Annotated in this window: 13 protein-coding genes; all 13 read left to right on the forward strand. The window is 31.7% G+C overall.

Annotation, left to right across the window (positions count from 1 at the left end):
• Window positions 1-51 precede the first annotated feature (51 nt).
• The 13 genes from J3477_RS21835 (at window position 52) to arsA (ending at window position 13,208) form a co-directional block, all read left to right on the forward strand.
• A complete protein-coding gene (locus J3477_RS21835) occupies window positions 52-852 on the forward strand; it encodes a CPBP family intramembrane glutamic endopeptidase (protein ID WP_206872330.1) in 801 nt (266 codons plus the stop codon).
• Window positions 853-961: 109 nt separating this feature from the next.
• On the forward strand, window positions 962-1,072 hold the full coding sequence (locus J3477_RS21840) for a DUF2935 domain-containing protein (RefSeq protein WP_284692024.1): 111 nt from the start codon (window positions 962-964) through the stop codon (window positions 1,070-1,072).
• A 397-nt stretch (window positions 1,073-1,469) separates the two neighbouring features.
• Window positions 1,470-2,450, forward strand: a complete 981-nt coding sequence (locus J3477_RS21845) for a DUF5692 family protein (RefSeq protein WP_206872331.1) — start codon at window positions 1,470-1,472, stop codon at window positions 2,448-2,450.
• A gap of 382 nt (window positions 2,451-2,832) precedes the next feature.
• Window positions 2,833-3,504: a hydrogenase nickel incorporation protein HypB gene (gene hypB, locus J3477_RS21850; RefSeq protein WP_206872332.1), complete on the forward strand. Its 672-nt coding sequence runs from the start codon at window positions 2,833-2,835 to the stop codon at window positions 3,502-3,504.
• 35 nt (window positions 3,505-3,539) lie between these two features.
• The gene (locus J3477_RS21855) at window positions 3,540-6,227 is read left to right on the forward strand and encodes an FAD-dependent oxidoreductase (RefSeq protein WP_206872333.1); all 2,688 of its coding nucleotides are present in this window, start codon (window positions 3,540-3,542) and stop codon (window positions 6,225-6,227) included.
• Between the two features lie 13 nt (window positions 6,228-6,240).
• Window positions 6,241-6,582 (forward strand): hydrogenase maturation nickel metallochaperone HypA/HybF, encoded by a 342-nt coding sequence (locus J3477_RS21860; RefSeq protein WP_206872334.1) that lies wholly within the window; start codon window positions 6,241-6,243, stop codon window positions 6,580-6,582.
• Window positions 6,583-6,769: 187 nt separating this feature from the next.
• Window positions 6,770-7,513, forward strand: coding sequence for a polyprenyl diphosphate synthase (gene uppS / locus J3477_RS21865; protein WP_206872335.1), 744 nt, complete (start codon window positions 6,770-6,772; stop codon window positions 7,511-7,513).
• Between the two features lie 105 nt (window positions 7,514-7,618).
• Window positions 7,619-8,935, forward strand: coding sequence for a S41 family peptidase (locus tag J3477_RS21870; protein ID WP_206872336.1), 1,317 nt, complete (start codon window positions 7,619-7,621; stop codon window positions 8,933-8,935).
• A gap of 215 nt (window positions 8,936-9,150) precedes the next feature.
• Window positions 9,151-9,918 (forward strand): phage replisome organizer N-terminal domain-containing protein, encoded by a 768-nt coding sequence (locus tag J3477_RS21875; protein WP_206872337.1) that lies wholly within the window; start codon window positions 9,151-9,153, stop codon window positions 9,916-9,918.
• Between the two features lie 167 nt (window positions 9,919-10,085).
• Complete coding sequence (locus tag J3477_RS21880) at window positions 10,086-10,499, forward strand: arsenate reductase ArsC (RefSeq protein ID WP_206872338.1); 414 nt, start codon at window positions 10,086-10,088, stop codon at window positions 10,497-10,499.
• A 240-nt stretch (window positions 10,500-10,739) separates the two neighbouring features.
• The gene (locus J3477_RS21885) at window positions 10,740-11,063 is read left to right on the forward strand and encodes an ArsR/SmtB family transcription factor (protein ID WP_284692022.1); all 324 of its coding nucleotides are present in this window, start codon (window positions 10,740-10,742) and stop codon (window positions 11,061-11,063) included.
• 18 nt (window positions 11,064-11,081) lie between these two features.
• Complete coding sequence (arsD, locus tag J3477_RS21890; protein ID WP_206872340.1) at window positions 11,082-11,429, forward strand: arsenite efflux transporter metallochaperone ArsD; 348 nt, start codon at window positions 11,082-11,084, stop codon at window positions 11,427-11,429.
• A 36-nt stretch (window positions 11,430-11,465) separates the two neighbouring features.
• Window positions 11,466-13,208, forward strand: coding sequence for an arsenical pump-driving ATPase (gene arsA, locus J3477_RS21895; RefSeq protein WP_206872341.1), 1,743 nt, complete (start codon window positions 11,466-11,468; stop codon window positions 13,206-13,208).
• Window positions 13,209-13,239 lie beyond the last annotated feature (31 nt).

The following is a 13,239-nucleotide window of genomic DNA, read 5'->3' on the forward strand; positions in this document are numbered from 1 at the left end:
AATGTATAGTTTTATAATAAGTGTAAATTACTACATCTGAGAGGTGTTTATATGTTTGTTGCTATTGTATTAATTCTAAAAATTATTCTTGTAAGTTTTATTTCTTTGTTACTTTCACTTGCAGCCATAAAATTTGTACATGCCATTGGAATTGATATTAAAGATTTTAAACAGCGTACTAAACCTATATTCTTATTTATAGCGGCTATATTTAATTTGATTTTTGTTGGAGTTGTTTTTCTTATCCTTAGATATATAGATAATAAACCCTTTAATGTGCTTGGTTTTTTAATGAATATTAGGGCTCTCTGCTTTAGTTTAATAGCCTTAGCAGCTACGCTTCTAATGGCCTTTATATTTATTAAAATACTTCAAAAGTTCAAAGTATTTAATGTAAGGTTTATGAAAAATTATTTTTCAAACTCCCAAGGCATATTAGCATTAATACTAGGCTACTTAGTTCTTTTTATTGCAGCATTCCAAGAGGAGCTAATGTTTAGAGGTTACTTCACTTATCTACTACAACCATATGGTTTTATAACTGCGATGCTATTATCTTCTATAATCTTTACAGTATGGCACTTTATTACTAATAAGGTTAACCTTTTTCAGGCCTTAGACTGGCTATTGGGCGGGTTAATGCTGTTTTATGTGTATACCCGTACTGGTTCCATATGGGCATCCACAATAGTTCATTTTAGTAGAAATTTTGCGAATGTACTTTTATTAAATATAGCACAGAGCAATTCTTTATTTGAATTTGACAAACCTATTCCTCCAAAATATAAAACAATTTATACCCTAACTTTATCTATAGTTATTGCCCTTATCACTTACTTATTTTATAGATAAGCTTACGTTAGAGCTGCTTAACATTACGAAGCAGCTCTTTTGATTTATAAGATAATAACTTCTAGTGTACAATATTTTACAACTGTGTATTAAGGTAATTATACGTTAAATTTACTCGTTTACAGTAAGAAATACAAAAATGCCTCTTTTAGCAGATCATGTTTTAAGAGAAGCAAATCACTATATAAGACTATTGAAGATATTTAATAAAGAATCATAATAAAAAGCTGTGGCTCATTTGCAAGAGTCGCGGCTATTCATCGTCTTATCAGACTAAAATCCGATATAAATTTAATACATATAAAATGTTTTTTACTATATACTAAAATAAAGGAAAAGACATAGAGAATTTAACGTTTAACAGTATGTTATGTGAAATAGAAAATAAAAAAATAAACATTATATAAAAATGAAAGTGTCAATTGTTGACGTTTTCATTTTTATTTTTATTGTAGAATAATTGGTTGAGGTATGAAATAGATTTTACTAAGGAGTTACGGTATCAAAACTTAATTTATGTTGGAAAATCTCGGTTTCTGGGGATTTTCGGGCATTTATAAATTAATATTTGAGTTTGGAGCTCTTTAAAATTAAATATATATAGGGGGTAAGGTATCATGTTTGTTTTCAACTATGCAGATGGTGCGTCTGCATTAAGCGTGTGGGGAGTATGGATAATTATTTTTATCGCACTTTTTAGCTTTAATGAGATAGCCCGTAGGTGGAAATATGTTGGCTTCTTATGTTTTATTGTTTTACCACTAACACTTTCAATACTATGGTTTACAGTATTAAGTGATACAACTTATACAGATTGGTTTCATTTAGCAAAAGTATATTCGTCTACAGCTGGATGTATAGGATTTTGGTGTATTAGACATGTTAAATGGAAGAATAAGTCCACAGGTAAGGAATGGAGATTATCAGATAAAAAATGGGCATTATGCTTTCCTCCACTTATTCTTGCTATCAATATTTTGGAGGCGGTAATTCGTGATTTCCAAGTTGGTATTCAATATGCAGGAGGAGGAAGATTAGCTGATGAAGCCATGTATGTACTTGGTGGCTCCTGGAATTTCATGAATGGTTTAGCAGGTATCTTAAACATTATAACTATAACCGGTTGGCTTGGGATTTGCATAAAAAAACAGACTGATAAAGATGGAAGTAAAGATATGTTGTGGCCTGATATGCTTTGGTTTTGGATAATAGCCTATGATTTATGGAATTTTGCGTATACCTACAACTGTCTTCCAGGACATGCCTGGTATTGTGGGTTTGCTTTACTATTAGCTCCAACAATTTGTTCCTTTACTGTGGGAAAAGGAGCATGGCTACAACATCGTGCACAAACATTGGCAATATGGTGTATGTTTGCGCAGACCTTTCCATATTTCATTGATAAGGGAGCTTTCGCTGTTTCATCTTCCTATAATACAGTACCGTTATTTGGATTCAGCTTTGCAGCATTAGTTTCTAATATAGCAGTATTTGTTTATATGATCTATAAAGTAGTAAAGACTAAAAGAAATCCTTATCTTGGGGAGCTTTATACAGATTTGAAAGAATATAAGGAAATTAAAGCACTTGCAGAATAAATATTGAAATAAGAAAGGTTTATAAATAATAGTAACTTGTGTTAATAATTAGACAAACACGACGGTTTGTCTATTGCTATATTTTGAAAACATTTCTATAATATATGCTATAAAGTAATTTGGAATTATTTTGCAAATAATAATATCTAATCCTATTAACTATCAATAGTAACTAAAGTATCTATTTAGAACTAGTCTAAAGATGCACCACTTCACTCCGAAATCTATTTTCAAAACTCCATAGGGTTATTAGAGGAGAATTTGAAAATATAAATTTTATTGCGAAGTGGTTCATCTATATGGCATAAGTTAAAAGTTAATTTATTATATTTTTAAGATGGAGATAAAGTTAAAAAATTAAGAAAATAAGAGGGTAAATAATATGGAAGCATATAAGGTTCTTGAAATTAAGAAAAGTGTTTTCGAAAATAATGACAGAGAAGCAGATTTACTTAGAGAAGAACTAAAAAAAGACGAAACTTTTTTATTGAATTTGATGTCATCGCCTGGTTCAGGTAAAACAACTACTGTTTTAAGGACAATAGAAGCTTTGAAAGATCAAATGAGGATTGGTGTACTAGAGGCAGATATTGATTCGGAGGTCGATGCTAGTACAGTTGCAAAAACCGGTGCAAAGGTAATACAACTACACACTGGTGGCATGTGTCATCTTGATGCTGGTATGACAAAGCAAGGTCTAAAAGGACTTGGAACTGAAGACGTTGATTTTGTTATTTTAGAAAACGTGGGAAATTTGGTATGCCCAGCAGAATTTGATACTGGAGCATCAAAGAATGCCATGATCTTAAGTGTGCCAGAGGGAGATGATAAGCCACTTAAATATCCATTAATGTTCTCCATTGTTGATGTTTTATTAATTAACAAGATAGATGCAATAGCTAATTTTGATTTTGATTTCGAGGCGGTAAAGGATAGAGTAAGGAAATTAAACCCCAATATTAAGGTTATTCCAATCTCCGCTAAGACAGGAGAAGGAATCAAAGAGTGGTCGGACTGGATAAGTGTAGAAGTGAAAAGCTGGAAGTCTAAATAAAACCTTAATGATAGTTTATTTGGGAGGTAATAAATATGGTCAAGCAAAAAGTACTTCAACTAGCAAATAAGATCGCTGCTGGGATTACTGGCGGATTAGTAAAAGTAAAACCAACAGATCCAGAGTATAGAATTCTTGAGCCAGTTACTACAGATGAAATGGCGGAAGTAGCACTTCACTTAGAGGTACGTAAGCCTAAAAGCTTAAAGGAAGTTGCCGCTCTTTGTGGCAAGCCTGAAGAGGAAGTAGAAAAAATTTTAGAAAAAATGGCAGTTGATGGCTCAATAAAGTTTGAACGTGAAAATGGTTCTAATATGTATTTTCTTGAGCTTTTTGTTCCGGGAGTAATGGAATATATGGTTGCAAATAAGGAAAATGTTGAAAAGTATCCAGTAATCGCTGAATGTTTTGAAGAATATACAAGAAGATTAAGCGGACTTATGGCAGGAAACCTTCCTGTAGGAATGGGAGTAATGAGAGTTATTCCAATCGAAAGTGCTATTGAGGGCGATACAAAAAAAGCTTCATATGAAGAAATTGCATACCTACTTAATACCCATGAAGTTTTTTCTGTTGCGGATTGTGCATGTCGTACATCTATGAGAGTTAAGGGAGAAGGCTGCGGGCATACAGTTGAAGAAATGTGTATTCAGCTAGGACCAGCTGCAGAATACTATATTCGTACAGGAAGAGGTAGGAGCATTACTAGGGAAGAGGCTATTGAAATTTGCAAGAGAGCAGAAAAGGAAGGGTTGGTTCATCAGATACCTAACCTTTCAGGACCAGGAAAAGCACTTGCCATTTGTAATTGCTGCGGATGTTCTTGCTTTGGTTTAAGAAATACAACGTTATTTAGAAATCCTGATTTTTCAAGGTCAAACTATATTGCACAAGTGGATACAGATAAATGTGTGGCTTGCGGAGAATGTGTAGAAAATTGCCAAGCTAATGCCTTAACTCTTGGTCAAAATTTATGCACAAAGAAACCTGTTGAAGCACCTAAGGAAATAGATACTCCATACGATACGAAGTGGGGAAAGGAAAAATGGAATGTTAATTATCGCCATCGTAAAGTTGTTGCTGAGAGCGGAACAAGTCCATGTAAAACCGAATGTCCGGCTCATATAGCAATCCAAGGGTATATTAAGATGGCTTCTCAAGGAAGATATAGAGATGCTTTAGAGCTTATAAAAAAAGAAAATCCACTTCCAGCAATTTGCGGACGTATTTGTCCGAGAAAGTGTGAATCAGCTTGCACAAGAGCAGGAGTAGATGAACCACTTGCTGTAGACGAAATCAAAAAGTTTATTGCTGATCAAGACTTAAAAGCTGAACATAGGTTTGTACCAGAGAAAAAGGTACAAAGAGAAGAAAAAATAGCTGTAGTAGGTGCAGGTCCAGCTGGACTTTCCTGTGCTTATTTCCTAGCAGTAGAAGGATATCAAGTAACAGTTTTTGAAAAGCAAAAAGTACTTGGAGGTATGTTAACACTTGGAATTCCATCCTTTAGATTAGGAAAAGAAATAGTAAATTCGGAAATACAAGTTTTAAAAGAATTGGGTGTGGAGTTTAAAACAGGTATTGAAGTTGGTAAAGATGTGACCCTTAATGGTCTAAGAAATTTTGGCTATAAAGCCTTTTATATAGCAATTGGTGCTCAAGGCGGCAGAAAGCTTGGACTCGAGGGTGAAGAAGCTGAAGGTGTAATAACTGGGGTGGACTTTTTGAGAAAGGTAAATCTAGGGGAAGAAATGAAAATGGAAGGTTCAGCAATTGTAATCGGTGGAGGAAATGTGGCTATTGATGTGGCTAGAACTGCCGAGAGAGTTGGGGCTTCGAGTATAGATATGTATTGTTTAGAAAGCCGAAAGGAAATGCCTGCTCTAGAGGAAGAAATTGAAGAAGCCTTGTCTGAAGGCATTGATATAAATAATTCTTGGGGGCCAAAAGCAATTATTCATGAAAATGGGAAGGTTATAGGTGTAGAATTTAAAAAGTGTATTTCCGTTTTTGATGAAAATGGAAGGTTTAATCCTAAATTTGATGAAGAAGAAACTAAACTTGTTAAGGCAAACCATGTGCTAATTTCTGTTGGACAGGGAATTGACTGGGGGGGATTATTAAAAGAATCTAAGATGGCATTAAACCCTAATAAGACTGTAAAAGCTGATTCACTTACATTCCAGACTGGAGATAAGGACGTATTTGCTGGTGGAGATGCAGTGACAGGACCTAAGTTTGCTATAGATGCTATTGCTTTAGGAAAACAAGGTTCTATTTCAATTCACCGTTATGTTCATGATGATAATTTGTCCATAAGTCGAGAAAGAGAATATCATGCTTTAGATAAAGATAACTTAAATATGGACGGTTATGATCGTCTGCCTAGACAAAGAGCACTTCATGTAGATGGAAGTAAGTCAAAAGAAACTTTTAAAGATTTACGTAATACCTTTACAGAAGAGCAAATAAAGGCTGAAACAGAAAGGTGTCTTGGCTGTGGAGCTGTAGTTGTGGATCAATATCAATGTGTGGGATGTGGTGTTTGCACTACAAAATGCAAATTTGATGCAATTTCACTTACAAGGAAATATGATAGCGCTGGTGCAGAACTCAATGAAATGAAACCTATAGTTATAAAACATGCGATAAAACGTCAAGGAAGAATTGCTGTGAAAAAGGCAAAAAAATCCTTAGGATCAATTTTTGCAAGGAAAGAGTAATGAGGTGATTTTTTTGCATGAAGTTGGAGTTATGATCGAAGTGGTGAAAACTGTGGAAAATTTTGCGAAAGAAAATGGATTAACTAAAATAGATAAATTGGTTATTCAAATTGGGGAGCTTTCCTCCATGATCCCAAGATATCTAGAAGCTTGTTATCTAGCTGCAGTGGAGGGGACTTTATTACAAGAGACTGAACTAAAAATTGATATATTACCTGGCAATGCTTTTTGCAAGAAATGTAATAAGGTTTTTAATCTCCTTGAAAATAAAAACAAGTGTCCTAAGTGCGGAAGCAGAGAATGGGAGATTTTATGTGGAAAAGAGTTTATGATTAAGGAAATTGTTGCCTGCTAAAAAAGCTCTGGGATGGTTTTATAAAGGCTGTTTATAAATGAAAAATTGAAGATGTAGAAGAGCTAGGATTTTTTGATTAGAAAATGATTAAAAGACCTGGCTTTTTTTACATTTTCAAAAGTTGACAATAATTTCCTGTTGAGTAATAATATAATGAACTGATTATATTAGAAGATGGAAGAAGGAAATGAGTCTAATGTTAAAAAATCAAATAAATACAAAAATATATAATATACCAAGACATATAGCAATAATTTGTGACGGAAATGGGAGATGGGCTAGAAAAAAAGGTCTTCCGCGAACTTTGGGCCATAGAGCAGGTACAAAACCAATTGAAATAACTATTAAAGAATGTGTTGAACTCGGGGTTGAGGTACTTACGTTTTACGTTTTCTCTAGTGAAAATTGGAATAGATCAAATGAAGAAGTTGCATTTTTAATGAAACTTTTCGTAGAATTTTTTGCGAAGTTGCGTAATGAGGTAGGAGAAAATATTATTGTGAGACACATAGGCAGTGAGGCTAACCTTTCAAAGGAATTGTTAAATGAAATCAAAAAAACAGAAAAGGCATCTGAAAACAATTCTGGTTTAGTTTTAAATATAGCATTAAATTATGGAGGACGTTTAGAAATAGTAGATGCTATGCAAGAAATAATGCACGATATTAATGAGGGAGCACTAAATGCTGATAAAATAGACGAAACTTTAATCAGCAATTACATGTATACTTCAGGATTGCCTGACGTTGACTTAATTATAAGAACAAGTGGAGAAAAGAGAATAAGTAACTTCCTACTTTGGCAAGCTGCCGAAGCAAAATTATGGTTTACTAATGACTTGTGGCCTGATTTTAACCACAACCATTTAATAGATGCAATTAAATATTATAACAAAGATGCAACTATTTTATATAAAAAAGATAGTATTTAAATTGACTTTTTAGCTAGGTATTATTTTGCAAATCTAAATATAGCATAACCATCTAAAGTAGATTTTGTTTATGAAAATATGTAATTTGGAAGGGGGATGGCTGCTATGAAATATAGATTTAAAAATACAAACATGTATTTTATTTTACTTACAATAGTTGTGATAGTAGCAATGGTGTTTATATTTTTATTTTCTTATGTGGTGAAGAATCAGAAGGATGAAAACAAAAGCAATGCTAATAAGAAAATAATTAGTAATTTGACACAAGAAGAAAAGTTAGAAGATTTTAATTACTTATATGAAGTGATAGAAAAAAATTATCCTTTCCTAGAAGTTAATAAAAGAGTAAATAATGCAGATTGGAAAGCAAATAAAGATATATATCTTCAAAGAGTAAAGGATACCGAAAATAATACAGATTTTTATATGGTTTTAGAAGGAATTTTAAGAGATTTGAATAATGGTCATACCTCAATGTATAAAGCCAATGCTGATAAAGTTAAATCTCTGTTGAAAAGAAAAGTTGAACTGGAGAAAAGTGATTATAAATATAACTGGCAAGAAAAAAATACTATTAATATAATACAAAACAAAACTTTTTTAGAAAGAAACAATATAAATCTAAGCGAAGATGAAGTTAAAAGTAAAGAAAAACAAGTATTAAATCAAGGCAATAATATCATATGTAAAGATATAATAGAAAATGAATTTGGATATGTGAGAATAAAATCCTTTGACGATAATTATATACAGACTGATAGAGATAGTATTGATAAATATTTAGATAAAGTAAAAGATTTTAAAGGTCTTATTATTGACATAAGAGGAAATAGAGGCGGAACTGATTTATATTGGAAAAAAGTACTGTTTCCAAGGATTATAAACAAAACCTACTCAAGCACAAAATATCTATTTTATAGAGATGGCGATTTAGAAGATGACTATTTAAAATATACTTATGGTGATGATCTTAAAGGTGTCAATACTGTAACAAATGATTTAATTAGTAAATGTCCAAGTATTACAAAAGAAATCTTAAAGGATTTTAAATATTATATAACAGATGAAGATAAGATAATCCCCAAAGATCCAATAAGCTATAAAGGTAAAATATATTTGTTAGTGGATAAAGAAGTGTACTCGGCTTCCGAGTCTTTAGCAGTTTTTTGTAAGCAAAGTAAATTAGCTACTTTAGTAGGTGAAAAAACTGGAGGAGGGGATAATGGTATTGGACCAGCAACAATAATGTTGCCTAAAAGTGGTTTATTATTCAAATTTGATATAGCACTTGGTGCTCATTTTGATGGAAGTAGTGATGAAGAATTTAAAGTAGAGCCTGATGTTTATATTAAAGATCCAAGGATAAGTGAAGACCTACCTTCAGATAATTGCATTAAAGAGATTCTTGCCTTAGAAAAATGATAGGAAGGTTGTAACTTACCTTAACTGTATAAATGAAAAGGATTGAGTGCGTAACGACTAACTCAATCCTTTTTTGCTGTTTAATTAAATTATAAAAAGTTAAAAAAATATATAATTAACTCCTTAAATTTTCTTACTATGGCATATATATCTTTTAGAATACAAAATATCTAATAAATTAGATAAAAAATTAAGTATTAAGGAGAATGAGATATATGAGAGAAAGAAAATATGTAAAATTCAGAGTTGATATGTATGAGGATACTAAATTTAAAATAATAGATATGAAGCCGGAAAGAGATACAATTCATTATATATGGAATAGGCTTGTGATGCTTGCAGGAAAAGTTAATTTAGAAGGGAACTTGTTTTTTTCAAAAAACATTCCATATACAATAGAAACTCTAGCTATAGAGTTTAATAGAGATGTTGATAAAGTTAAGCGAGCCTTAGAACTTTTTATTGAGTTAGAAATGATTGAGTTAACTGAAGATAAGATATATAGAGTGAAAAACTTTGTAAAGCATCAAAATATTAAGGTAAAAGAAATAACTAAGAATGAAAAAGTTGAAGTAAAGACTATAGATATCCAGTTAAATAAGGCTTGTGATAATAAAGTTGATACTGCGAAGGTTGAAGAAAAAGATAATAAAGTTTTAGAGGATAAGGTTGATATCAACATGGAAAATATAGGAGAAGTAAATGAAGAAAACTTAGAAATTAGCAGTAAAGACCTTATTAAATCTAAGGATAGTGAAGTAGATAATAATAGTGATAATATAAAAGAATATAGCACTGATATATTGAAGATTAAAAATAGTAAAAGGGGAAGGCAAAAGAAGAAAAACAGTAATTCAAAAGCTGAAGTTATTGGTGAAGTATTTACAGATGATGATACAAACGATACTAGTGGATGGATATATGAAGGAGAAAGACCTTTAGGTAAAGGTGAACTTAGTGTTGCACAATGGTCTTTTGGATGATGGTTGTTTTAAATACAATTATGTAATAATTAAGAAAATGATTAACTTAAGCAGTTTTTGAAATTCAAGAGAACTGTAGTTATGAAAAAAGTTGACATAGAAAATCATTTAAATTATCATGTGAGTATATTTAAAATAACTTAGTCTTAAAAAATGGGGGATTAATAATGAAACCAAGAGTAGCGTTTATATGTGTACATAATTCTTGTAGATCTCAGATGGCAGAAGCGTTAGGAAAAATGTTTGCTTCAGATGTATTTGAATCTTATTCAGCAGGAACTGAATTAAGACCTCAGATAAATCAAGATGCTGTGAGAATAATCAACGACTTATATAATATTGATATGAATGAAACACAAAAGTCAAAGTTACTTACTGATATACCAGAAGTAGATATTGTAGTAAAAATGGGCTGTAACGTAGTTTGTCCTTTCTTACCTTCGAAACATGAAGAAGATTGGGGATTAGATGACCCATCAGGTAAAAGTGATGAGGAATTTATTAAGACTGCAAAAGCCATTGAAGAGAAGATAAAAGATTTGCAAAGAAGAATTTTAAAGAATGAAATTAATTTAAGCTAAATAGGAGATATTTAGTAGCAAATAAGTGAATAAATATGATCTTAAGCCAGTGTAAACTGGCTTTTTTTGTTTAGAAAAATCTTCTGTTTATTCACATTGTTTTTATCAAAGCATAGTATGTAATATAGATTGATGCCAATGTTAATGTTAAAAATACGTTAATTTCAGAGTATGTATTGAATATACATAGATAATCATCTATATTATATATAGATGATTATCTATATAAGGAGTGGTAAATTGAAATCTGATTATAATGAAAATGCAAAAATTATTAAAGCTCTTTCTGATGCAAATAGACTAAAAATAATTGATATTCTATCTTGTGGAGAAAAATGTGCTTGTGATATATTAGAAAACTTTGATTTTACTCAGCCAACACTTTCTCATCATATGAAGGTTTTGATTGAGTGCGGTCTTGTAAATAGTCGAAAAGAAGGGTTATGGAGTCATTATTCTTTAAATGCTACTAACTGCAATAAACTTATGCTTTTTATTATGAATCTTATAACTGATACAGAGGATTGTATATGTAAAGATAAGTTTAAATGCGAATGTAAATAGGAAAAGGGGCTATATATTATGAAAAAAATGATTATTTTTGATCCTGCAATGTGTTGTTCAACAGGTGTTTGTGGACCAAGTATTGATCCAGAATTATTGAGAGTATCTACTGTTTTAAATAATTTAAAGAGCAGGGGTATTGTAGTTGAAAGGTTTAACTTAACTAACAATCCTCAGGCATTTGTAGATAATAAAGTTATTAATCAATTACTAAATAGTGAAGGAATAGAATGCTTGCCTGTAACTATTGTTGATGGAGAAGTAGTTAAAACTGCAAAGTATCCCACTAATGAGGAGTTTTGTTCTTTTCTTGAGATTCCTGAAAGTTATCTAAAGCTACAAATTAAGAAAAAAACAAATAGTTGAGGACAAATGCTATTAATAAAGGAAGGATGGTCAAGAATGGAACAGTTATTTAATCCAAATAAAATAGAATTGACTAAATATTTATTCTTTACTGGAAAAGGTGGAGTTGGAAAAACCTCAACTGCTTGTGCTACTGCAATGACTTTAGCTGACAAGGGAAAAAGAATCATGTTAGTGAGTACAGATCCTGCTTCAAATCTGCAGGATGTATTTAACACAGAGCTAAACAATAAAGGAGTTAAAATAGAAGAAGTACCAAATCTTAAAGTTGCTAATTTTGATCCTATAGAAGCTGCTAATGAATATAAGGAAAGTGTTGTTGGTCCATATAGAGGAAAACTTCCCGAAGTTGTTATTAAAAATATGGAAGAACAGCTTTCAGGTTCATGTACAGTTGAAATTGCAGCTTTTAATGAGTTTACTAACTTTATAACTGACAAAAATATTCAAAAAGAATTTGATCATATAATTTTTGATACAGCCCCTACGGGTCATACTTTAAGAATGCTTCAATTGCCTTCAGCCTGGAGTAACTTTATAAGTGAAAGTACTCATGGAGCATCTTGTCTTGGGCAACTGGCAGGACTTGAAGATAAAAAGGAAGTTTATAAGAATGCAGTGAGAACACTAGCTGATGGAGGTGCAACTACACTTGTTTTAGTATCAAGACCAGAGATTACTCCATTAAAAGAAGCTGAAAGAGCTTCCCTTGAACTTAGAGAAATTGGGGTTAACAATCAGATTTTAATTATAAATGGAATCCTTAAGAATGTGGATGATGAATTATCAAAAAGTCTTTATAATAAGCATCAAAAAGCTCTTAAGGATATTCCAGAAAGCCTAAGAAGTCTTAAAACTTTTCAAATTCCACTAAGACCATACAATATTACAGGTCTAGCAAATGTAAGAGCATTTTTGATAGAAGATAATTTTACGATGAGTAACGAAGAACTGAAGATTAATAACATGTTAGCTTTAAAAGATATTGTTAATGATTTATATACTTCAAATAAAAAAGTCATATTTACAATGGGAAAGGGCGGAGTAGGAAAGACAACTATAGCAGCTGCTATTGCATTAGGATTAGCCAAGAAAGGCAAAAAAGTTCACCTTACCACTACTGATCCAGCAGCTCATTTGAAGTTTGTTTTAGATGAAGGGCAAGGAATTTCCTTTAGTAACATAGATGAAAAGAAAGAACTTGAAAAGTATAAAGAAGAAGTATTAAGTAAAGCTAGAGAAACCATGTCTGAGGAAGATATTGAATATATAGAAGAAGACTTAAGATCTCCATGTACTCAAGAAATTGCTGTTTTTAGAGCTTTTGCCGAAATAGTTGAAAAGTCAGAAGATGAAGTGGTTGTAATAGATACTGCTCCAACAGGTCATACATTGTTACTTTTAGATTCCACAGAAAGCTATAACAAGGAAATATCCCGTTCACAAGGAGATACTCCAGAGTCAGTTAAAAAACTTTTACCAAAGCTAAAGAATTCAAAGGAAACAGAAGTTGTAATTGTAACTTTGGCAGAAACTACACCAGTTTATGAAGCAATGAGACTTGATGAAGACTTGAAGCGTGCCGGAATAAGCAGCAAATGGTGGGCTATTAATTCAAGTTTGTATGTTACAAATACAACAAATGCTATTTTAAAAGCAAAAGCTAGCAATGAAATACCTTGGATTAATAAAGTGAATGAAATATCTAATGGTAACTTTGCAGTTATAGAATGGAAGTCAGAGGAAATCAAGGGTGAGAAGCTTAATGAACTTTTATAATAAGGAACTGTTAAAGCACAGGGTTGAAATT

This window comes from Clostridium zeae (assembly GCF_017312485.1).
Taxonomy (GTDB): domain Bacteria; phylum Bacillota; class Clostridia; order Clostridiales; family Clostridiaceae; genus Clostridium_AR; species Clostridium_AR zeae.

What these genes read in the sequence shown, in the direction of transcription:
- hypB (WP_206872332.1), top strand. Translation starts at nt 2,833, where the DNA reads ATGGAAGCATATAAGGTTCTTGAAATTAAGAAAAGTGTTTTCGAAAAT.
- arsD (WP_206872340.1), top strand. Translation starts at nt 11,082, where the DNA reads ATGAAAAAAATGATTATTTTTGATCCTGCAATGTGTTGTTCAACAGGT.
- J3477_RS21845 (WP_206872331.1), top strand. Translation starts at nt 1,470, where the DNA reads ATGTTTGTTTTCAACTATGCAGATGGTGCGTCTGCATTAAGCGTGTGG.
- J3477_RS21855 (WP_206872333.1), top strand. Translation starts at nt 3,540, where the DNA reads ATGGTCAAGCAAAAAGTACTTCAACTAGCAAATAAGATCGCTGCTGGG.
- uppS (WP_206872335.1), top strand. Translation starts at nt 6,770, where the DNA reads ATGAGTCTAATGTTAAAAAATCAAATAAATACAAAAATATATAATATA.
- J3477_RS21835 (WP_206872330.1), top strand. Translation starts at nt 52, where the DNA reads ATGTTTGTTGCTATTGTATTAATTCTAAAAATTATTCTTGTAAGTTTT.
- J3477_RS21875 (WP_206872337.1), top strand. Translation starts at nt 9,151, where the DNA reads ATGAGAGAAAGAAAATATGTAAAATTCAGAGTTGATATGTATGAGGAT.
- J3477_RS21870 (WP_206872336.1), top strand. Translation starts at nt 7,619, where the DNA reads ATGAAATATAGATTTAAAAATACAAACATGTATTTTATTTTACTTACA.
- J3477_RS21880 (WP_206872338.1), top strand. Translation starts at nt 10,086, where the DNA reads ATGAAACCAAGAGTAGCGTTTATATGTGTACATAATTCTTGTAGATCT.
- arsA (WP_206872341.1), top strand. Translation starts at nt 11,466, where the DNA reads ATGGAACAGTTATTTAATCCAAATAAAATAGAATTGACTAAATATTTA.